Annotated in this window: 20 protein-coding genes; 18 read left to right on the forward strand and 2 right to left on the reverse strand. The window is 53.9% G+C overall.

The genetic code is table 11. The features are described 5' to 3' along the window. The first annotated feature begins 576 nt into the window (after positions 1-576). The 18 genes from NST04_RS15055 (at position 577) to NST04_RS15140 (ending at position 19,427) form a co-directional block, all read left to right on the forward strand. Complete coding sequence (locus tag NST04_RS15055; RefSeq protein ID WP_341184898.1) at positions 577-1,581, forward strand: acyltransferase family protein; 1,005 nt, start codon at positions 577-579, stop codon at positions 1,579-1,581. Between the two features lie 135 nt (positions 1,582-1,716). Further along, positions 1,717-2,955: a D-alanyl-D-alanine carboxypeptidase family protein gene (locus NST04_RS15060; RefSeq protein ID WP_445667897.1), complete on the forward strand. Its 1,239-nt coding sequence runs from the start codon at positions 1,717-1,719 to the stop codon at positions 2,953-2,955. Positions 2,956-3,148: 193 nt separating this feature from the next. Next, positions 3,149-3,502: an anti-sigma F factor antagonist gene (gene spoIIAA, locus NST04_RS15065; protein ID WP_042138682.1), complete on the forward strand. Its 354-nt coding sequence runs from the start codon at positions 3,149-3,151 to the stop codon at positions 3,500-3,502. Continuing rightward, positions 3,499-3,954, forward strand: coding sequence for an anti-sigma F factor (gene spoIIAB / locus NST04_RS15070; RefSeq protein WP_036698265.1), 456 nt, complete (start codon positions 3,499-3,501; stop codon positions 3,952-3,954). The genes spoIIAA and spoIIAB overlap by 4 nt, the downstream gene beginning before the upstream one ends. An 11-nt stretch (positions 3,955-3,965) precedes the next feature. Beyond that, positions 3,966-4,721: an RNA polymerase sporulation sigma factor SigF gene (gene sigF, locus NST04_RS15075; RefSeq protein ID WP_209984211.1), complete on the forward strand. Its 756-nt coding sequence runs from the start codon at positions 3,966-3,968 to the stop codon at positions 4,719-4,721. Positions 4,722-5,533: 812 nt separating this feature from the next. Next, a complete protein-coding gene (locus tag NST04_RS15080) occupies positions 5,534-6,067 on the forward strand; it encodes an RNA 2'-phosphotransferase (RefSeq protein WP_341184900.1) in 534 nt (177 codons plus the stop codon). A gap of 167 nt (positions 6,068-6,234) precedes the next feature. Continuing rightward, entirely contained in the window at positions 6,235-7,830 is a 1,596-nt protein-coding gene (locus tag NST04_RS15085; RefSeq protein WP_341184901.1) for a sigma-70 family RNA polymerase sigma factor, read from the forward strand. A gap of 141 nt (positions 7,831-7,971) precedes the next feature. Next, positions 7,972-8,733 carry a metallophosphoesterase family protein gene (locus NST04_RS15090; protein ID WP_341184902.1) on the forward strand — a complete coding sequence of 254 codons (762 nt, stop codon included), beginning with the start codon at positions 7,972-7,974 and terminating at the stop codon, positions 8,731-8,733. A gap of 85 nt (positions 8,734-8,818) precedes the next feature. After that, positions 8,819-9,424, forward strand: a complete 606-nt coding sequence (locus NST04_RS15095; protein ID WP_341184903.1) for a TetR/AcrR family transcriptional regulator C-terminal domain-containing protein — start codon at positions 8,819-8,821, stop codon at positions 9,422-9,424. 133 nt (positions 9,425-9,557) lie between these two features. Further along, positions 9,558-11,252, forward strand: coding sequence for an oleate hydratase (locus tag NST04_RS15100; protein WP_341184904.1), 1,695 nt, complete (start codon positions 9,558-9,560; stop codon positions 11,250-11,252). A gap of 70 nt (positions 11,253-11,322) precedes the next feature. Continuing rightward, positions 11,323-11,544 (forward strand): hypothetical protein, encoded by a 222-nt coding sequence (locus tag NST04_RS15105; protein ID WP_341184905.1) that lies wholly within the window; start codon positions 11,323-11,325, stop codon positions 11,542-11,544. A 95-nt stretch (positions 11,545-11,639) separates the two neighbouring features. After that, on the forward strand, positions 11,640-11,951 hold the full coding sequence (locus tag NST04_RS15110) for a hypothetical protein (protein ID WP_341184906.1): 312 nt from the start codon (positions 11,640-11,642) through the stop codon (positions 11,949-11,951). Positions 11,952-12,125: 174 nt separating this feature from the next. After that, positions 12,126-13,184 (forward strand): FecCD family ABC transporter permease, encoded by a 1,059-nt coding sequence (locus tag NST04_RS15115; protein WP_341184907.1) that lies wholly within the window; start codon positions 12,126-12,128, stop codon positions 13,182-13,184. Positions 13,185-13,186: 2 nt separating this feature from the next. Beyond that, positions 13,187-14,221, forward strand: a complete 1,035-nt coding sequence (locus NST04_RS15120) for a FecCD family ABC transporter permease (protein WP_341184908.1) — start codon at positions 13,187-13,189, stop codon at positions 14,219-14,221. Positions 14,222-14,248: 27 nt separating this feature from the next. Further along, positions 14,249-15,289, forward strand: coding sequence for an NAD(P)/FAD-dependent oxidoreductase (locus NST04_RS15125; protein ID WP_341184909.1), 1,041 nt, complete (start codon positions 14,249-14,251; stop codon positions 15,287-15,289). A gap of 278 nt (positions 15,290-15,567) precedes the next feature. Next, a complete protein-coding gene (locus NST04_RS15130) occupies positions 15,568-17,100 on the forward strand; it encodes a spore germination protein (protein WP_341184910.1) in 1,533 nt (510 codons plus the stop codon). Then, positions 17,090-18,295 (forward strand): Ger(x)C family spore germination protein, encoded by a 1,206-nt coding sequence (locus NST04_RS15135; protein WP_341184911.1) that lies wholly within the window; start codon positions 17,090-17,092, stop codon positions 18,293-18,295. Before NST04_RS15130 ends, NST04_RS15135 begins: the two co-directional genes overlap by 11 nt. Before the next feature lie 34 nt (positions 18,296-18,329). Then, positions 18,330-19,427, forward strand: a complete 1,098-nt coding sequence (locus NST04_RS15140; RefSeq protein WP_341184912.1) for a GerAB/ArcD/ProY family transporter — start codon at positions 18,330-18,332, stop codon at positions 19,425-19,427. A gap of 5 nt (positions 19,428-19,432) precedes the next feature. Here NST04_RS15140 and NST04_RS15145 read toward each other — a convergent pair whose 3' ends face one another. Together NST04_RS15145 and NST04_RS15150 are read right to left on the reverse strand one after the other, a co-directional pair. Next, on the reverse strand, positions 19,433-19,666 hold the full coding sequence (locus NST04_RS15145; protein ID WP_341184913.1) for a hypothetical protein: 234 nt from the start codon (positions 19,664-19,666) through the stop codon (positions 19,433-19,435). Positions 19,667-19,809: 143 nt separating this feature from the next. Further along, a complete protein-coding gene (locus NST04_RS15150) occupies positions 19,810-20,835 on the reverse strand; it encodes an ABC transporter substrate-binding protein (RefSeq protein ID WP_341184914.1) in 1,026 nt (341 codons plus the stop codon). Between the last annotated feature and the right edge of the window lie 60 nt (positions 20,836-20,895).

A 20,895-nucleotide genomic window follows, 5' to 3' on the forward strand; every position in this document is an offset into this window, starting at 1 on the left:
GGAGGCGCGTGATCCAAATGTAATCGAAAAACCGATTACATTCGGCGCTACGGAGGCGCGTGGTCCAAATGTAATCGAAAAACCGATCACATTCGGGGCTACGGAGGCGCATGGTCCAAATGTAATCGAAAAACCGATCACATTCGGGGCTACGGAGGCGCGTGGTCCAAATGTAATCGAAAAACCGATTACATTCGGCCACTACGGAGGCGCGTGGTCCAAATGTAATCGAAAAACCGATCACATTCGGCGCTGCGAAAGCGCGTGGTCTAAATGTAATCGAAAAACCGATTACATTCGGCCTCCCGCCTCCTGCTTTCTGCACCCTACCTGCCGCTTTTCCTGCCCGCTACGTCACCGGCAACATCGCCGGACTTTAGCCCTATTTGTAGGCCGGATAGGACAGCGTCCCCCATCTAGGCAGAATGACTTATTTTTACAGAGTCTGCTCCGTTGTTAAGGGAATATTCTTTCAGAAATACCACTGAAATGTTTCATCGAAGTTTGAAAATAAAAGCAAACCCTTTTATAATTACTTTAAATTACAACTGATATGGGAGGAGATGGGAGGAGACAGTGAATAAACCACGCGAATTATGGATTGATGCCGCCAAGGGATTCAGTATTATTTTTGTCGTTATGGGCCACTCGGGCGATGCGGCAGCGAACCATTATTTGTCCTGGTTCCGGATGCCTTTGTTCTTCATGTTAAGCGGGCTGCTGTTTAAGCCGGTCGAACCCGGACGTTATCTGCGCTGGGCGGTGAAGCGGACACGGGGGCTGATGACTCCTTATTTTGCCTACGGACTCCTGATTGCGGCAGTGCTGCTAGTGTTCAACCTGAATCTTAAGGGGTTCGCAGAGAATGTGGCGAGGCTGCTCTACGGGGGATTGTCGCTTACGGGTCCTTACGGGGTGTTCTGGTTCATCACCTGCCTGCTGTTCACCCAGCTGCTGTTCGGATATATCGTCCGTTATTCCCGCAGCATCCAATTTCTCCTTATTGCCTCTGCTTACCTCCTCTCTCATGTGATCTCTCTTACCACGCTCAAGAACTTCAACCTCCCCTGGAATATAGATGTGTCGCTGCTCGCCATCACTTATTATGCCATTGGCTTCTACGGCAAACAGGTGATCCCTGCGCTGATCCGCCGCTATTCGGCGCTCCTGGTGCTGCTCCCGTTATGCGGCCTTGTACTGCTGCTGGAGCGGACGGGTGTCATTCAATACAGCCTGAATATGAAATACAAGGAGTATACCTCGCTGGTGCTGGATCTCGCGGTTCCGCTGCTGGTCTCGTTGACCATTTGCGCCGGGGTGTACCGGCTGGTACAGCTTGTTCCGCTTGATTGGATGGGCAGCCTGGGCCGCAACTCTATTGCGATCATGTACCTGCATCTGCCGCTGAATTACAGCCTGAAATATCTGCTTGGCGCGGATTACGGGCTGATCCCCTTTACACTGATCGGGGTGGGCGTGCCGCTGCTCGTAGCCATGTGGGCTGTGCGCTCTCCGGTACTCTCCAGACTCTATCTCGGGCATAAGGGCGGGAGCCGTCCGGTGTCCAGAAGCGTCAGCTGACCATTTAATCCAATCTAACCTGAGCAGAAGTTCTCTTAAGGATCGGTGACGAACCTTGGGAGGCTTCTTTTTTTCTGCGCTGAAATGGAATAATTTCCTGCCATTCTGACGAAACTGGAACACAGTACCTGTGAAATGAAGGTTAAGTTCAGGAGGGGAACCATTGTGAGGAAAATTCGTTATGTAACGCTTGTGCTGTGCATTGCTGTGTCGGTTCTGGGAGGCGCTACAGGAGCCTGGGCCGAGGAAAAAGCCAAAGGCACCGCAAATTCCGGCAATGCCGGAGGGGCGGCTGCGGAGCTGGCACCGGGGGCGCGTTCTGCCATTCTTATGGATGCCAGCACGGGCACGGTCATCTATGAGAAGAACAGCCATGATAAACTTCCGCCGGCCAGTATCACCAAGATTATGACCATGCTGCTGACCGTGGAGGCGCTGGACGAGGGCAGACTGCAGCTGACCGACAAGGTGCGGACCAGCGAGTATGCGGCATCGATGGGCGGTTCGCAGATATTCTTAGAGCCGGGTGAGGAAATGACGGTGGACGATATGCTGAAGGGCATCGCGATGGCCTCCGGCAATGATGCTTCCGTAGCGATGGCGGAGAAAATCGCCGGCTCGGAGAGTGCCTTCGTTGATCTCATGAACCAGAAGGCGCAGGACCTGGGCCTGAAGGATACTCATTTTGCCAACTGTAACGGCCTGCCGGCTGCGAATCATTATTCCTCCGCGCATGATATTGCCGTCATTAGCCGGGAGCTGCTGAAGCATGAGCAGATTATCAAATACACCGGCTCTTATCAGGATTACCTGCGCAAGGATTCCACCAAGCCGTTCTGGCTGGTCAACACCAATAAGCTGGTGCGGTTCTACACGGGGGCGGATGGACTGAAGACGGGATATACGTCCGAGGCGAAATTCTGCCTGTCCGCGACGGCGGCCAGAGACGGTCTGCGCGCTGTAGCGGTTGTGCTGGGCGAGCCGAATACCAAGACCCGCAACAGCGAGGTCTCGGCGATGTTTGACTACCTCTTTTCCCAATATAAATTGCATACGATTCACAAGGAAGGCGACACCATCGGCACGGTAAGGATTGAGAAGGGCGTGAAGTCACAGCTGCCGCTGGTAGCGAAGGAAGACTATAGTGTCCTGCTCCGCAAAGGAGTGACCCAGGAGGGCATCCGCCACGAGCTTGTGCTGAATGAGCAGGTGAAGGCTCCGGTGGCCGAAGGCCAGACGGTCGGCAAGCTGGTGGTTTACCAGGGAACCGCTGTCCTGAAGGAATATGAGCTGAAGGCAGGCGAGCCAATCGCTAAGGCGGGCTGGTGGAAGCTGTTTAAGCGGGCAACAGGCGCTATGTTCACGAAGGATTAAGGCCGCAGCCGGTTCAAGCTTGTTTGTTCCTTTTTGTAGATTGAACTAGGGGCTTTGTGTAAGTTCTTAGGGGTTTTCTTCTAGTTTTGTCGTGAGGCAGGAATCCTCAATTGCGGTGTAGAAACCTTGTCCTTGTAGGGGAAAGAATTGTTACAGGGCGGTTGTCCAAGCAACGAAGAGGAGAGTGGCAAGCATGAATTCTCATGTGGAGATGGAGCATCACCGGGGTGTGCTGATTGTCCGGTTGTCCGGAGAACTGGACCATCACGCAGCCGATTATGTACGTATGGATATGGATGAAGCAATTATGCGGGGCCAGGTGGAGCATCTGATCCTGAGTCTGAAGGAGCTGCAGTTCATGGACAGCTCGGGTCTCGGAGTGATTCTGGGGCGGTACAAGCTGATCCGCAGTAAGGGCGGCAAAATGGCAGTCTGCGATGCCACAGCGCCAGTGAAGCGCCTGCTGGAAATGTCGGGCCTGTTCAAAATCATGCCCCTATATGACAACGAGAGCGCTGCACTCTCGGATTTGGAGGTCGCGTTATGACTAGTAGCGAAGCCCGTAACTTCATGAGTGTCCAGTTTGCTGCGCTGTCGGAGAATGAATCGTTCGCGCGTGTGGTAGTGGCTGCCTTTGTCTCCCGGCTCGATCCGACGATGGAGGAGCTGAATGACCTGAAGACGGTAGTCTCGGAGGCCGTCACCAATTGTATTATTCACGGTTATGACAGTGATCCCGCAGGCGTTGTCAGTATATCCGCTTCACTCGATAATGAGACCGTGCACCTGACGATTGAGGATAAGGGCCGGGGCATTGAGGATCTGGAGCTGGCCCAGCAGCCGCTGTATACCTCGAAGCCGGAGCTGGAGCGGTCAGGTATGGGCTTCACCATTATGGAGAATTTCATGGATGAATTCGAGGTTATCAGCGAACCGGGACGCGGAACCTCAATCTCCATGAAGAAAACCATCGTCTCGAAAAAAGCTTTATACAATTAGGGGTTGGAGCCATGGAAGCAGAATCAAAAAAAGCTCCGCCGACCTATTTGGACGATGCGGAGGTCAAACGTCTAATCGCGCTCAGTCAAGCAGGGGACCATACGGCCCGCGACACGCTGGTCAACTGCAATATCCGCCTCGTCTGGTCGGTGGTGCAGCGGTTTATGAACCGCGGATACGAACCGGATGATTTGTTCCAGATCGGCTGTATCGGACTGCTGAAGTCCGTTGATAAATTCGACCTCAGCTATGAGGTCAAGTTCTCCACCTATGCGGTGCCGATGATTATCGGTGAGATCCAGCGGTTCCTCCGCGATGACGGCACGCTTAAGGTCAGCCGCTCGCTGAAGGAGATGGCCAACAAGGTGCGCAAGATGAAGGATGAGATGTCCAAAACGCTCGACCGCCTCCCGACCATCGGTGAAGTGGCCGAAGCGCTGGGCGTCACGCCCGAAGAAATCGTCTTCGCCCAGGAGGCCAACAAGCCGCCGACTTCGATCCACGAGACCGTCTTCGAGAACGACGGCGATCCGATCACGCTGATCGACCAGATCGCCGACGAGTCGCAGGAGCGCTGGTTCGATAAGCTGGCCTTGAATGAGGCCATCGGTGCGCTAACCGAGCGCGAGCGTCTGATCGTGTATCTGCGCTATTACCGCGATCAGACCCAGTCCGAAGTCGCCAGCCGCCTCGGCATCTCGCAGGTGCAGGTGTCGAGGCTGGAGAAGAAGATCCTCGCGAACATCCGCGAGCAGATTGCGCAGTAAGGGTTAAGGCTGGTGCGCAGCCCGCCTCGTGCAGCCGTCGCTGATAAGCAGCAGCGGGTGGCGTATACTGCGGAGTGGCATCGGTTGCAGCGGGTATGTTGCAACATGTAGGTTGCGGTAACAACTCAGCGTGCTCCGGTACAGCAAGGAGCATTGCAGCAGGCAGGAAGCCCGGCCGCCCAGCGGCAGGGTCCGTGTGGAGCATGGTTAGGTAAGTAATGTACAGTGACGGGTGCAAGGGGCCGCCCCTAGAGGGGCGGCTTTTTGCGTGCGCTCACAGCCCCATCCGCCACGATCTTTGTACCGCGACGGCTCCCTTGCCTGAGCTATACAGAGACCCGATTAGTTTAAGGTCAGTGCTGAGATAGCTGCTTAGCTAGAATGCTCTATAATGCATAGCTGAGAAGTGTGTGGTGGACTCAGATTCCGTTATTCGGCCCAAATGTCTCTTTTTAGAGCTGAACCGGACACAGATTCCGTTATCCTGCCTGTACGGCACCTAATAAGCGGAATCCAGCCCAATAACGGCTTCTGAGTCCGCGTATTTCATATATCCGCCGGATTAGCGGAAATAGCGGAATGTCAGTCCGTCCGCCGGATTAGCGGAAATAGCGGAATGTCAGTCCGCTTTCGTAGCCGATGGAGCCTCAGATGGAGCCCCACCCCGAGGGAACCCGCCGATGGAACCCCGGATGCTCTTGCGCATGGTTATACCTGAAGCTTCACATATGCTAAACTAGGCTAAACTTGTAACAATCGATGATTGCGGCAACTAACTAATGATCCCAAATGACTATGGAGGACTAAACCCGATGGATTATGCAAAGCTCAGCAAAGAGGTCTCCTACGCCCTGCGTCATGCGCCGTGGGAATATGAACTGGAATTGGATGAACAGGGGTGGGTGGATATTGAACAGCTGCTCCACGCGCTGCATCAGGACAAGAAGTGGGAAACAGTCGATGCAGAGGATCTGGACAAAATGATCGCAGCATCGGATAAGCAGCGGCATGAGCTTGCGGAGGGCAGAATAAGGGCACTGTATGGTCACTCGGTCCCGCAAAAAATAATCAAGCAGGCTGAAACGCCGCCCCCTATTTTGTACCACGGAACAGCCAGGGAGTGGGTAGAGACGATTCTGCACGAAGGACTGAAACCAATGAAGAGGCAGTATGTTCATTTCTCGGTGGATACGGCTACAGCCAAGCTGGTGGGAGGGCGCAAGGATTCAAGTCCTGTAATCTTAACCATCGATGCCGGGCGGGCCGCACAGGAAGGAATCAAGTTCTACCACGGAAATCATAATATTTGGCTCGCGGACTATATTCCGCCCGAATTCATTGCTTAATTAACAAAAGCGCTCCAGCCAGCCAGTTCACGACTTGCGGGACGCTTTTATTAATAACGAGTGTTCACAAATCTCTTCTTAAGCCTTATTTGTAACCTTTTTCTCCCTTGATGGCACTTAGTAATGTAACGTGATAAACACTTACAGAAATGAGGTTCGGTAGACGGATGCAACAGTGGATTGAACAAGCGCAGAAGGGCGATGCCGAAGCCTTCCGGGAGCTTAGCGGGCATGTGCGGGGGATGGCTTACGTAGTGGCCTACGATATGCTCCGGGATGTACAGCTCGCGGAAGACGCGGTGCAGGAAGCCTTGCTGGAGGCATATATGAATCTTGGCAGCCTTCAAGAGCCGGCCGCGTTCCCGGGATGGTTCAAAACGATCGTGGTCAGGCAATGCCACCGGCTGCTGCGGCGCAAGACAGAGACAATATTGCCTCTGGAAGCAGCGGAGCAGGTTGCCGGGTCATCCCCCGGCGCGGAGGAGATTGTTGAATACCGGGAATGGACACAGGTGCTGCACAAGTCAGTGGCGGAATTGTCCGCTAAGCTGCGGGTACCGCTGCAATTGTTCTACTTCTACGGGTATTCGCTTCAGGAGATTTCCGTGTATCTGGGTCTTCCCGCCGCTACGCTGAAGAAAAGGCTATATGACGGCAGACGCAAGCTGAAGGGCGCTTTACCTGTTGCCGATCTGGCTGCTGCATTTCATCTGTTACATGAAGGGGGAGCACGTATGCTGCATATTGTGAATGGTGATACGGTGGGAGATAAGCTGAAACGGGGAATTGTCCAGGGGGAGGTGCTGGTGTGGAGAGAGATCTATTCGGCGGGGCCGGTCTTCACCGATCCGGCGGCAGAGCAGAATCGGCTGCTGCGGGCTGAGGTGCTACAGGCCACGATGGGCATTCCGGCGGATGAATATCGGGCAGGCTGCGAGGAGCAGGAGCGCAGAATTAGCGGATTCCGCCAGTATGATGAGGTGGTGCTGTGGTTCGAGCATGATCTGTTTGACCAGAGTATGCTGGCCTATCTATTACACTGGTTCAATGGGCAAAAGCTGGGCAACACGAAATTGAGCCTGCTCTGCATCGGAGAATTCCCCGGGATTCAGCGGTTCCATGGTCTGGGACAGCTGACGGAAGCCCAGCTTAGCACCCTGCAGGGAACCTGGCGGAACATTGGCCGCAAGGAGCTGGAGCTGGGGAGCCTGCTGTGGGAGGCATACGCGGCTGCCGATCCCCGCGAGCTGGCGGATCTGCTTGCGGGGAAGCGGGAGGAGCTGGCGGGGGGCGCGCTTGCTTTTGCCTATGATGCCTTCATGGCCCATCTCTCCCGCCTGCCTTCCGTAGAAAATGGACTTGGTATTGTCGAACAGACCACTCTCCAAGCTGTAGCTGGCGGTATGGATACGCCGCTTAAGCTGTTCCGTCAGGTTACGGATGAGTTGCACCGGCTTGGCATGGGCGATACGGAATACTGGAAGGTCCTGCGCACACTTACAGCCGGGGAGAGGCCTCTGCTTGAGATCGATGGTGCAACAGAGCTGACAGATTACAGGGAGTTACCGGAATTCCTGCACCGCAGCGTTACGCTGACTGGATGGGGAGAGCAGGTGTTGAACGGAGCATCCGACCGGCTACAGCTGCAAAGTATCGATGAATGGTACGGCGGCCTGCATCTGAAGGGGCGTGACTTCCCTTGGCGCTGGGATCGTACTGCGGGACGGCCTGTACAGCACCCTTCATCCGCGCTGAAGGAATAGAATGTAACTAAGAGGTTTCCCTGCTAAGCTGAATGCTTGGCGGGTGAACCTCTTTTTGTGTTATTGAGTACGCTTTATGCCTTATGAGTGCGCCTCATGCCTATATAGTATAATAAATACTCCAGATAAACACAGTTGCAAGTGAAGAAGGAGGAGAGCGGCATCAGAACATTAGTGGTCAGTGACATCCACGGCTGCATAGAGGAATTCAATCTGCTGCTCCGCCGGGCGGAATATGACCCCTCCAGGGATCAATTGATCCTGCTGGGCGATTATGTGGACAGGGGGCCGGACAGCAGAGCGGTCGTGGAACGGGTGAAGCGGCTTGCCGAGGCGGAGGGGGTTATTGTGCTGCGGGGCAACCATGATCAGATGGCCTGCGATGCGCTGGCGGGAGAGGATGACAAGCGGGATACCCACTGGATTACGAACGGGGGCTTCCACACCCTGCTGAGCTATTGCGGAGGCAGGGATTCGGTGCTGCTGCACCCGGATTCAGGCTGGAGGGATTATACGGAGATGAAGCAGTTCATGCGCACCGAGTATAAGGAGCACCTGGATTTCCTGAATTCGCTGCCCTATTACTATGAGACGGAGACCCATCTGTTCGTTCATGCGGGCATTGATCCATCCCTTGCCGACTGGCGGACCCAGCGGGAGTATGATTTTATCTGGATTCGGGAGCCTTTCTACAATCATCCTGTTACTTCTACGGTGAAGACGGTTGTATTCGGCCATACCTCTACGGTAGATCTGCAGGACGGGGCAGGCGTCTGGTTCAGTCCGCTGGGTGACAAAATAGGCATCGACGGCGGCTGTGTATACGGGGAGCAATTGAATTGCCTGGAGATTAGCGAAGCCGGATATAAGACCTATGCCGTTCGGCTTGGCGAGCGGGAGTAATAAGAGCTCTGAGTCAGACGGGGTGAAAACAAACCCGCAATTGGTTATAATTGGAATATCAAATCTGAATGCTCAGGAGGAAGAGATGTCCAATTCCCTTTTAACGAAGAACGCGTTAGCCCGGTCCCTGAAGAAGCTAATGCTCACAAGGCCGCTGAATAAAATAACGATCCAGCAGCTTACGGCGGATTGCGGGGTGACCCGCCATACGTTTTATAATCATTTTCAGGATATCTATCAGCTGCTCGGCTGGATCTACAAGTCAGAAGTGATTGAAGGACTGGACCAATACTGCTGCTGGGCGGGCTGGAAGCAAGGGTTCTTAAGCGTCCTGCGTTACACCGTAAATAACAAAACCATCTGTCTGAACACCTTCCATTCGCTGGGGCGCGAGCATCTGGAAGAGTTCCTGTACGGGGTGATTTACCGCGTCATGATCAGCGTAGTGGAGGAGCTGGACGGGCAGGCGTGGCCTGGACAGGAGCAGATCCCAGAGCCAGTGAGAATGCAGGCCAGACTGGATATAGCCGATTTCTACACACTGGCCATCCTTGAACAGGTGATCCACTGGCTCAGAGCAGGCGCAAATACAGATCCGGCTGGAGTGGTGGATAAGGTATCAAGGATTATGGACGGATGCATTGCCCGGGGACTAGAACATTATCAGACTGCGGTGCATCCGGCGAAGTAATGACACAATATCCTGCGGATGTGTAATCCCTAGACAGTTGCGTCCGGCTGTCCATAGAATCCCTGGTTCACGGTGGGTATAGTGAAGGCAGTTAGCAGGCACTTATCCCCTGATCAAGGAAGGAAGAGGACACATGGGTACATATCAAAGAATTCATCCGCAGGTACAAGAAGGCATCGCTTCACGCAAGGCATATCTCGTCGGAGGAGGAATCGGCTCCCTGTCGGCGGCGGCATTCCTGATCCGTGACGGGCACATGCCCGGCCGGAATATTCATATTCTGGAGCAATCATCGATATACGGCGGTTCAATGGACGGGGCGGGTAATGCCAAGGACGGCTACAGCGCCCGGGGCGGACGCGAGATTGAAGAGCACTTCGAATGCTTCATGGAGCTGTTCGGCTTCATCCCTTCCCTGACCAATCCGGACCGGACGGTACTGGATGAATTCCGGGAGCTGAACCTGGCAGAACCGATTGAATCGCATTGCCGTCTGGTCGAAAAGCAAGGCACCCCCGCCGACTTCTCCTCACTTGGACTCTCAACCGCACACGCCCTGCAATTAGGCAAGCTGACGCTGGCTACCGAAGAGAGACTGGGCGCGGTGACAATTGAGCAGTTTTTTGATCCGAGCTTCCTGGAGACGAATTTCTGGTATTTCTGGCGCTCCATGTTCGCCTTCGAGAACTGGCATAGTGTGGTTGAAGTCAAGCGTTACATGGAACGGTTCATGCACCTGATCTCCGGGATGAACCAGCTGAAGGGGATTCTGCACACTGAATACAACCAGTTCGACTCGCTGATCCTGCCGCTGATGAAGTGGCTGGAGCGTGAGGGCGTTCATTTTGACAAAGGGCACCAGGTCACGGATCTGGAGCTTGATATCAACGGGGATGAGAAGGTTGTAACCGCGATTCAGGTGCTTGTGAACGGTTCGCCGAAGATCATTCCGGTGACGCGCGGGGATTTGGTCATGGTCACGAACGGCTCAATGACAGAGAATTCTACGCTTGGCGATCTGGACCATCCGGCGGTGCTGAACCGCTCTCTGACTGAGCGCGGCTGCTGGAGCCTATGGGAGAAGCTTGCTGCTAAATCTCCGGATTTCGGCCGTCCCGAGGTGTTCTGCGGGGATATCGACAAGTCCAAATGGCTGTCGTTCACGATGACTTTTACCGATGATGAGATTGTATTCCCTTATCTGCTGGAGCTGACGGGAGATGCTCCCGGCATGGGCGGCGTGGTGACGATCAAAGATTCCAGCTGGATGATGTCCTGGACCGCACCGAAGCAGCCGCATTTCATCAACCAGCCGGACAATGTGAAGGTGCTGTGGGCGTATGGCCTGTTCCCGGATGCCGAAGGCGACTATATTAAGAAAAAAATGAGCGACTGCACCGGACGCGAGCTGCTGGAGGAACTGTGCTACCATATGGGGCTTGCGGACCGCATTCCCGAGATTCTGGAGCATACCACCAACGTCATCCCTTGTATGATGCCTTATATCACTGCACAGTTCATGCCGCGCGTGCTTGGTGACCGTCCGCAGGTCGTGCCGCAGGGCAGCGTGAATCTGGCCTTCCTCGGCCAGTTCGCCGAAGTGCCGGACGACTGCGTGTTCACCGTGGAGTATTCGGTCCGCTCCGCAATGATGGCTGTCTACAATCTGCTCGCGCTGGACAAAGAGGTGATTCCCGTCCATCCGAGCAAATATGATGTCCGTGTGCTGCTGACCGCGCTCCGCACCTGTCTGGGTAACAAGCCGCTGCCGCTCGATAAGACGCTCGGTGAGCTGCTGGCGGGAACGGTACTTTCGAAATTGATCTAGCTGCCAGCTTTCGACAGGATTCGTCCGCAGATTATGATATATTTAGCTAAAATTTCTGCGGAGGAACCTGATGAAGAGAATTTTGAGCCGGATCGCACTTGCACTGCTGCTTATGACCTTTGCAGCCATTGTATTGTGCTTCTATTTCAACCAGTTTAGCTATGCCTATGGTCTGATTGTAGTGCTGCTGTTGATCTTTGGTGCCATGGGCCAGCTCTATAAGCTGAAGAATGATGAATATATGTACTCCAAGCTGAACAGGAGAGACGAGTACGAGGATTACACGAGGTAGCTGATTCCGCAGCCCAGGCATGCCAGGAGTCCGGCAGACATAGGATGGTAATAAGCAAGCGCTCTACCATTCAGCCACTGCAGGAGGAGAATCGAGTGAACGAGAGACTGGCAGCTGTTATTCTGCGGATTGATGCTATTGCTACAGATATTCTTGTACCTCTGCGGCGCAAGATCATTAATGAGGCAGCTATGCTTCAGCTCTATGAGGCACTGGATGAGACGTATGCTCTGATGGAGCATGAGCGGCAGATTGACCGGGAGCTTGCGGCCATCCTCTTCCTGCTCTATTCACAGCTGGTAACCCAATCGAATTACGTCTATGACAAAAGCTTCTTCGTGCCGCATATCGGCAAGCTGCAAGGGTACATCCGCAAAATATTCGGCGGTACGCTTCAGAATGTATAGAACTCAACTACCAGCTAATCTGACAGCCTATGCTCCAGCTACATCTCTAACAGGATGGAACCGGGAGGATAGGCTGTTTTATTTTATTTTTTTGTCCATTGCCAAACCTTGACCTGTTCCATTACAATATTATAATGATAATGAGAATCAATTTCAAAGAAACAGGTGACATTCATGAATCAACAGGCAGTGTCCGGGAGCGGGCTGGATGAGAAGGCCAAGCGGCTCAAGCTGCGGTCCCGTCCTTGGGCGGCAACACTAATTCTTATAGGCGGTCTTATTGTGCTGGCGCTTGGTATCGCTATATCCGTATCGTTCGGGGCCGCAGATATTAAGCTGTCGGTCGTATGGACCGCAGTCTTTCATTTCAATCCCGAGATTACCGACCATCAGATCATCCGCGAGCTTAGACTGCCGCGTGTGCTGGGCGGTGTAATGGTGGGAGCCAGCCTCGCTGTGGCAGGGGCTATTATGCAAGGGATGACCCGCAATCCGCTGGCGGATTCGGGACTGATGGGCATTAACTCCGGCGCAGGCTTTGCGCTGGCGGTCTGCTTTGCCTTTTTTCCGGGATTGCCGTTCATGTATCTTATTCTCTATTCCTTCGTTGGCGCCGGAGCGGGAGCGGGAATTGTCTATGGAGTAGGCTCACTGGCGAAGGGCGGGCTAACCCCGGCCAGGCTTGTATTGGCAGGTGCTGCCCTCAGTGCGCTGCTCTCAGCGCTAAGTGAAGGCATCGCCCTGTATTTCCGGATCGGACAAGATCTCGCCTTCTGGTATGCCGGCGGTCTGGCCGGAACGAAGTGGTTCCAGCTGCAGATCATGTCTCCATGGGTGATAGCGGCTATCCTCGGAGCCATTGTGCTGTCCCGTTCGATTACGATGCTCAGCCTGGGTGAGGATATTGCCAAGGGGCTTGGACAGCGTACAGGGCTGGTGAAATTAGCGGGTACGCTAATTGTTCTGATTCTGGCCGGAGCCTCGGTAGCTGTAGTGGGAGCTGTAGGGTTTGTCGGCCTGATCATTCCCCATCTGACCCGCTATCTGGTCGGTGTGGATTACCGCTGGATTATTCCCTGCTCTGCGGTGCTGGGTGCGCTGCTGGTGGTCGGGGGCGATCTGACGGCCCGGATGATCAATCCGCCGCATGAAACGCCGGTAGGTGCGATTATAGCGCTGATTGGCGTGCCGTTCTTCCTGTATCTGGCCCGAAAAGAAAGAAGGGAGCTGTAAAGATGCAGAGCCATAAGATAATCTCTTCAGAAGATGCAAGGCGTAAGCATGGCCTGAGGGTGATCGCCGTGCTGGCTGTTCTGATTGTGATCATGTTCATTATAAGTGTAAATACAGGATACATAAGACTTACCCCGCTTGAGCTGCTGGATACGTTGTTCGGTAAGGGGACGGACAAGCAGGAGCTGATTCTGTTCCAGTTCCGCCTGCCGCGGATTGTCATTTCTCTGTTAATTGGTACCGCACTTGCCGTATCCGGCGCAGTGATGCAGGGGGTTTTCCGCAATGATCTGGCCGATCCGGGTATTCTCGGCATTAATGCCGGAGCCGGACTGATGGTCATGCTGCTGATCTCCTTCTATCCTACGACCTCGGCGGCACCGGTCTATCTGTTGCCTGTGGTAGCCTTTGCCGGGGCAGCCTGCACTGCCGCTCTGATCTACAGTCTTGCCTACAAGCGGCATCAGGGCATTTCCCCGATCCGGCTGCTGCTTACCGGGGTCGCAGTGGCGGCAGGCATGAGCGCGGCGATGATCGTGCTGACGCTTCGCCTAGACCCTGATAAGTATCAGTTCGTGGCTACCTGGCTGGCGGGCAGCATCTGGGGCACAAGCTGGAAGTTTGTCTTGTCCCTGCTGCCTTGGATCGTGATTCTCCTGCCTTATGTCATCTACAAGGCACGGGTGATGAATGTACTTAATCTGGGCGAGCAGACAGCGACAGGACTCGGAGCTAATGTGAGCAGAGAGCAGTTCCGCCTGCTGGCAGCAGCGGTGGGCCTTGCGGCCTCCAGCGTAGCGGTCAGCGGCGGCATCGGTTTCGTCGGGCTGGTCGGCCCGCATCTGGCACGGCGGCTGGTTGGACCGAAGCATCAGCTGATGCTGCCCGCCTCCGCGCTGATCGGCGCGCTGCTTGTCATTGCGGCGGATACGATCGGGCGGCGGATTCTGCAGCCGTCCGAGATTCCTACCGGCATAGTGGTAGCTGTCATCGGCGCTCCATACTTTCTGTATCTTCTGGCCCGTACCAAATCTTAAATACAACCAGACCTTGGAGGGATATCAATGAATGAATCAATGGAATTATACGATGTGACCATTATTGGCGGCGGCCCCGCAGGCATGTATACAGCGTTCTATAGCGGAATGAGGGATCTGAAGACCAAGCTGATTGAAGCGAAAGATGAGCTGGGCGGCAGAATGCTGATTTATCCTGAGAAAATGATCTGGGATGTCGGAGGAGTGACACCTATTCTCTGCCGCCAGTTAATTGACCAGCTGGCAGAGCAGGCACGCACCTTCGATCCTACCCTTGTATTCGGACAGCAGATTGTTCACCAGGCCCGCCAAGAGGACGGAACGTATATTCTGACCTCAGCCACAGGCGAGCAGCACTGGACCCGTACCGTTATTCTCACCATCGGATACGGTATTCTGCAGATGGCGAAGCTTGAGATTGAAGGAGCGGACCGCTATGAGGTTACGAACCTGCACTACACGGTACAGGAGCTGGAGCCCTTCCGCGGCAAGCGGGTGCTGATCTCGGGCGGCGGCGATTCGGCAGTAGACTGGGCGAATGAGCTGGAGGGGATTGCCGCCAGTGTAACCGTGGTACACCGCCGGGAGCAGTTCGGCGGGCATGAGAAGAATATTGCCCGGATGAAGGCCTCCTCGGTGGATGTGCGAGTGCCTTGTGCGGTAAGCCAGCTGCACAGCAGTGACGGAGAGCAGATCGATCAGGTGACCGTCTGCCATATTCAGACCGGAGAGCATGAGCAGCTTGAGGTCGATGCCGTCATTGTCAACCACGGGCTGAGAAGCGACTTCGGTCCGCTGAAGGACTGGGGGCTGGATATGGGAGAATGGTGTGCGAACGTCAGCGGGAAGCTGGAGACCAATCTCCCGGGTATTTTCGCTGCCGGGGACTTCGTGGATTATGAGAGCAAGGTGAGGCTCATCGCCGGAACATTCACCGACGCAGTGCTTGCCCTGAACAGTGCGAAGCTGTACATGGACCCTACCGCTGAGAAGGTAGCCTACGTCTCCTCCCATAATGACCGGTTCAAGGAGAAGAACAAGGCGCTTGGCGTAGTAGATAACCACTAGCATTCCTACTTCAGTGATGCCAGCAAGTGTACCTGCGTTATGTCATAAGCTATATCTGCACAAGCTGTCCCTTACACGGATTATTCCGTACCGGGACAGCTTGTTTCTGCTTAAATATAAGAATTTATATGTTGCACATGCTAAATTATCCTTCTATTTCTCGCTGAAACGGTACCGTCCTTTAAAAGGACGGCAAAGCCGTTTCTACTTGGTTCCCATTCCATATGCTGTATAAAAATAGGATATCGGGCGAATAGTAAGAGCCAGGAGGTGCGGATATGGAGAATATAAATTCGCCGGTCTCCCCTAAGCTGGAAGACAACATCAGTACCATTCAAGCAAGGCTCGGGAACAGCCCCGATCTGGTTATACGCACCTATGAATTAATTAATAGAACAGCCCGTGTGGCTGCAGTATATATCGCTGGCATAACAGACAGAGTGATGGTCGATGACTATATCTCGCATGTGATGTCCTTTCAGGCTCTGAATGACCGTGCGCGGCTTGCGGTAACCCCGGAGGAAGTGTACAGCTATATTAAAGAGAATGCCCTTAGTATCGGCAAGGAGAAGCTGGTTACAGATATCAACGGGCTGCTGGAGGCGCTGCTCTCGGGCGATACGGTTATTCTGGTGAACGGAGTGGGGGGAGGCGTCAGTGGAAGCACCTGCGGCGGAGAGGCCAGAGCTGTTACCGAGGCAGGTACCCAGGTCGCCATCCGCGGCTCCAAAGAAAGCTTCACGGAGACCATCAGCACGAATATTGCCCTGGTCCGCAAAATCATCAAGAACCCGGACCTCTGGACTGAAACGATGAAGCTGGGTGATGTCACCCACACGGATATCACGATTATGTATATCCGCGGCATTGCTGATGAAGAGACGATTCAGGCGTTCAAGGACAAGCTTCAGGAGATTAAGGTTGATATGATTCTGGAGTCGGGATATATCGAACAGATCATAGAGGACAATAAATATTCCCCGTTCCCCACCATATTCAATACGGAGCGCCCGGATAGTGTGGCAGCCAATCTGCTGGATGGACGGATAGCGATCTTCGTGGACGGTACCCCGTTTGTCCTTATTGCCCCTACCACCTTCTTCATGTTTTTTCATACGGTGGAGGATTACTACCAGCGGTATGATATCTCCTCGCTGATCCGGATGCTCCGGTTCGTGTGCCTGGTCATTTCGATGTATGGCCCGGCGATCTTCGTCGCTGCGCTGAACTTCCATCAGGAGATGATTCCAACCCCGCTGCTGATCAATCTGGCGTCACAGCGGGAGGGGGTGCCGTTTCCTGCCTTTGTTGAAGCGGTTCTGATGGAGGTTACCTTCGAGATTATCCGGGAAGCAGGGGTACGTATGCCTTCGCCCATCGGCCAGACGGTCTCCATCATCGGCGGTCTGGTGCTCGGGACAGCAGCAGTTCAGGCAGGGATCGTCTCGCCGGCGATGGTAATCGTAGTCTCGCTGACAGGAATCTCGAGCTTTGCTACACCGGCCTTCAACATGGCGCTCTCCATCCGCATGCTGCGGTTTATCATCATGGCAATCGCCGCATTTATGGGGCTGTATGGCATCGCCATATTCACTATTATGCTGATTGCTCATCTATGCAGCCTGCGTTCGCTCGGGGTTCCTTACATGACTCCTATCGGTCCCTTTGTACCGGGGAATCTGAAGGATACCTTCATCCGCTCCCCGCAGAGCTTCACGAGGCTCAGAAAGCGGCTGGTCAACAACAGCAAGCGCTCTTCAGCCTCTCCCGCAGGGAAAAGGGCCGCCGGGAGGAAATCCGATGAACGGTAAGGGGCTGCTGCGCCTGATCGCTATAGCGGTGCTGGTCCTGCCGCTTGGCGGCTGCTGGAACAGCCGGGAATTGAACGAGCTGGCCGTTGTCAGCGGCATAGGGATGGATCTCGTTCCGGAGACCGATGAATACCGGGTAACCTTTCAATTGGTCAATCCGTCTTCCACATCGACAAGTACCTCTCCAGGAAGCGGCAAGCCTGCTGTAGTAGTGGTATCTGCCACCGATAAAACCATGTTCGGTGCGTTACGGCGGGCGTCAAAGCATGCGACCCGCCAGCTTTTTTTTGCCCATACCCAGCTTATTGTGCTTGGAGAGTCCTTGGCGCGGGACGGGATTAACGATATCTTCGACATCTTCGAGCGGTCCCATGAGCTGCGGCTCAATTCAGAAATACTGGTCGCCTGCGGCAGCGATGCCGCCTCTGTCATGAAGCTGCTGACTCCTGTAGAGAGTCTACCGGCACTGGGGCTGGTCAAAAAAGCGCAGAATACCTCCAGCGTATGGGGGGAGAATCGGCCAATCAGCGTATTCGATGTCATTCACGCTATTACAGGAGAAGGTGATCTGACAATTAATGCTGTGAAAATCAAGGGGAATGCTGAGGAAGGGAAGAAGAAAAGCAATCTGGAGGGGTCGGAGACCCTGACTGAGACAGTGATGAACGGGCTTGGGGTCTTCAGGCAGGGGAAGCTGATCTATTGGATGAAGGACTCCGAGGCACGGGGAACTGAGTGGCTGCTTAACCAGATAGAAGAAACAGTACTTAATATTGATGCGGATGATAAAAAAGAGTCCGTTGCCGTCAATATCATCTATTCCAGAACGGAGGTAAAGACTACGATGGAGGACGGGCTTCCGGTCTTTCATGTGACAATTGCGGAGGAGGGAGGCATCAATGAAACGGATAGCTACGTGGATCTTAGCAAACGGGAAGAAATCATGAAGCTTGAACGGGGGCTGGAGAAGAAGACGAGGATCGACGTCATGCAGGCTTTTCAGAAGGGGCAACAGCTGGAGAGTGATATTTTCAATTTCGGCAATGAGCTGAAACGGACGAATCCGCAGGAGTGGGCGGCACTGGACGGGGACTGGGGCCCAATCTTTGCGAAGGGAAGGCTGGACCTTAAGATCAAGGCTTACATCCGCAGCACTGGCATGAGTCTGAAACCCTATATCCCCGAAGGTAAATAATCGGCTTAACCGCAGAAATCAGGTGATTGTTGTTATGAAAAAAGAAGTGATCGGCCCGAGCCAGCTGCTTGCATTGATCATTCTGTTTGAGCTGGGAACCGCCGTGCTTGTCCCTATTGGCCTGGAGAGCGGACATGCGGTCTGGCTCGCAATTCTGTTTGCCCTCCCCGGAGGCATTCTGCTGTATCTGGTGTTCGCACATCTCTATCTTCAGTTCCCGAACCAGATTATAAGCGGTTATACGCGTTCTATTCTAGGGCCATGGCTGGGCTGGCCGGTAAGTTTGCTGTTTCTGCCGGTAATTCTCTATAACGGATCGAGAAACCTGCGGGAGGCGGGGGATCTGCTGATCTCGGCCTCCTATGACAAAACCCCGATTCTGATTATTAATTCCATCATGATTATTGCTGTGATGTATATTCTGAGAAAAGGGATAGAAGTGTTCGCCAGAACCGCCGAAATTGTCCTGTGGATCGTGATCATTATGGGGTGCATCTGTATTGCCGCTGTAATCTCAGCCGGGCTGGTGGAGTACAGAAATCTGTTTCCGCTTCATATGGGCGATTATAAGCAAGCCTTGAAATCAGCCTATCCCAGCATCCTGATCTTTCCGTTCGGCGAGCTGATGTGCTTCACCACCATTCTGCCCCACTTCAACAAATCCCGGAAAATCAAGAAAGCAGGTATCGCAGCGATTATTGTCAGCGCCTGCCTGCTGAGCTTCACCCATGCCATTGAGATGGCGGTGCTGGGAGAGAATCTCTACAGCCGGACCGCCTTTCCCATGTTTACGACCATTACGCTTGTGAATTTGGCCAATTTCATCCAGCGGCTGGATGCCCTTGTCGTCCTTACACTGATTATCGGGGCATTCTTCAAGCTGACCGTCTACTGTTATGCTGCTGTCGCGATAGCAAATGATCTGTTCAAGGTGAACGATACAAGCAGGCTGGTTATTCCGGCAGGCGTGATTATGCTGTTCAGCTCTTTTGTCAGCGCGCAGAATTATCCCGAGCATATGAATGACGGGAAGACCTTTCTGATGACGATTCTGCCAGTATTCTGTGCGGTGATTCCCATCCTGCTGCTGCTGATTCATCGTGTCCGGCGGAGGTTCGGCTTGTACCGTTAGAGGAATTATGAGTGTTTCCGGCGGGATTGACGCTTCTTAGAAGCATGAACGGCTACCTGGATGAAGGGGAGGAGCAGGAAGATCGTGATACATATCCCTTCCTGCAGTGTAGTTGTGGCAAAGATGGTCCCGAGCGAATGAATGGAGGCAGACAGACTGATACCGGTCATCACATCAATGATGACTATTAACGTAAGCGTAAGAACAGCGAACAGGACATAGATACTGATAATCTTCATGGCGGGTCTCCTTATGCACCGCAGGATGTTTTGCCGTGTCCGGCGAGGCGGGCTACAGATATTATCTCCGAGTAATGAATGGGGTAAACGCCAAAAGCTGCCTGAAGCCATTCAAGGCTTCAGGCAGCTTGATCATTACTCTATTATTGTGGTATCGAGGTCAGCCAATCGGCCAGCTCCTCCGTCTGGGCCAGGACGGCAATCGGATCATAATACCAGGAGCGCTCTTCTTTCCATACATAGATCTTCCCGTTCTTGACCGCCGGCAGGCTGCCCCAGATCGGGTCTGCCTGGAAGTCTTGAGCAGTCCAGGTATTGTCGGTGATGACCAGATAATCACCCGCATACTTGCCCAGGGTCTCGGCGGATAATTCAGCCCACTGCTTCTCCATAATTTCAGCAGCCACTCCAGCCGGAGGCTTGCGCCCCAGCGCCTGATAGATGGGCTGGCCTCCGCGTCCGAAGTTGTCCCCATAGACCCAGGTGGATTTGTCTGCATGCTCGAGAATGCTGAAGGTGGCCCCGGCAGGAATGGCTGCATCCACACGGGCCTTGGCGTCAGCAATCCGTTTATCGTAATCAGCCAGCCATGCTGCTGCCTCCTGCTCCTTGCCCAGCAGCTCGCCGAAAAAGGTCAGCTCATCATGCGCATTCTTCAAATCACCGTACGGCACAATGACCGTTGGGGCAATCTGGCTGAGCGCGGCATAGCTGTCTGCATTGCCTGAGATAATCAAGTCGGGATTCAGCGCGAGTATATTCTCCGGTGACATTTTACCGTATGTGCCGGTATCGGCGACTCCTGTCAGGAATTCCTTGAAGTACACATTCTCCAGTGTAAGCCCCGGAGCACCGACCGGAATCGTATCCAGTGCAATCAAGCTGCCCAGATATTCCTCGGCCACAATCCGCTGCGGTGCTGCCGGCACCTCAATATCTCCATTCACAGTTGTCACAGTATGGAAAGCCGGAGCTGTGGTGGCAGCAGCCTTCTCCGGCTGAGGAGTGGAATCGGGTGTTCCAGTGGCATTAGCTGAAGCAGCACCACTGCTGGTAGTAGAGGTGTTGTTTCCACAAGCTGAGGCCATAAGAGTCAATGCCAGAAGCAGAGTTACTATGATCCAATGCTTCAGGTGGATGTTGCGTGAACGTAAATACGGGATCTTCAAGAGGTTGCCTCCTTAATGTAGAACGATTATCATTCTCAGGTAACACTTTACAGAGTTTGC

The sequence above is a fragment of the Paenibacillus sp. FSL H7-0756 genome (assembly GCF_038006765.1).
Lineage (GTDB): Bacteria > Bacillota > Bacilli > Paenibacillales > Paenibacillaceae > Paenibacillus_AQ.

Bases quoted from the DNA above. Each gene is read 5' to 3' on its own strand.
- NST04_RS15060 (WP_445667897.1), top strand. From the start codon at position 1,717: ATGAAGGTTAAGTTCAGGAGGGGAACCATTGTGAGGAAAATTCGTTAT.
- spoIIAA (WP_042138682.1), top strand. From the start codon at position 3,149: ATGAATTCTCATGTGGAGATGGAGCATCACCGGGGTGTGCTGATTGTC.
- spoIIAB (WP_036698265.1), top strand. From the start codon at position 3,499: ATGACTAGTAGCGAAGCCCGTAACTTCATGAGTGTCCAGTTTGCTGCG.
- sigF (WP_209984211.1), top strand. From the start codon at position 3,966: ATGGAAGCAGAATCAAAAAAAGCTCCGCCGACCTATTTGGACGATGCG.
- NST04_RS15080 (WP_341184900.1), top strand. From the start codon at position 5,534: ATGGATTATGCAAAGCTCAGCAAAGAGGTCTCCTACGCCCTGCGTCAT.
- NST04_RS15085 (WP_341184901.1), top strand. From the start codon at position 6,235: ATGCAACAGTGGATTGAACAAGCGCAGAAGGGCGATGCCGAAGCCTTC.
- NST04_RS15095 (WP_341184903.1), top strand. From the start codon at position 8,819: ATGTCCAATTCCCTTTTAACGAAGAACGCGTTAGCCCGGTCCCTGAAG.
- NST04_RS15100 (WP_341184904.1), top strand. From the start codon at position 9,558: ATGGGTACATATCAAAGAATTCATCCGCAGGTACAAGAAGGCATCGCT.
- NST04_RS15105 (WP_341184905.1), top strand. From the start codon at position 11,323: ATGAAGAGAATTTTGAGCCGGATCGCACTTGCACTGCTGCTTATGACC.
- NST04_RS15115 (WP_341184907.1), top strand. From the start codon at position 12,126: ATGAATCAACAGGCAGTGTCCGGGAGCGGGCTGGATGAGAAGGCCAAG.
- NST04_RS15120 (WP_341184908.1), top strand. From the start codon at position 13,187: ATGCAGAGCCATAAGATAATCTCTTCAGAAGATGCAAGGCGTAAGCAT.
- NST04_RS15125 (WP_341184909.1), top strand. From the start codon at position 14,249: ATGAATGAATCAATGGAATTATACGATGTGACCATTATTGGCGGCGGC.
- NST04_RS15130 (WP_341184910.1), top strand. From the start codon at position 15,568: ATGGAGAATATAAATTCGCCGGTCTCCCCTAAGCTGGAAGACAACATC.
- NST04_RS15135 (WP_341184911.1), top strand. From the start codon at position 17,090: ATGAACGGTAAGGGGCTGCTGCGCCTGATCGCTATAGCGGTGCTGGTC.
- NST04_RS15140 (WP_341184912.1), top strand. From the start codon at position 18,330: ATGAAAAAAGAAGTGATCGGCCCGAGCCAGCTGCTTGCATTGATCATT.
- NST04_RS15145 (WP_341184913.1), bottom strand. From the start codon at position 19,666: ATGAAGATTATCAGTATCTATGTCCTGTTCGCTGTTCTTACGCTTACG.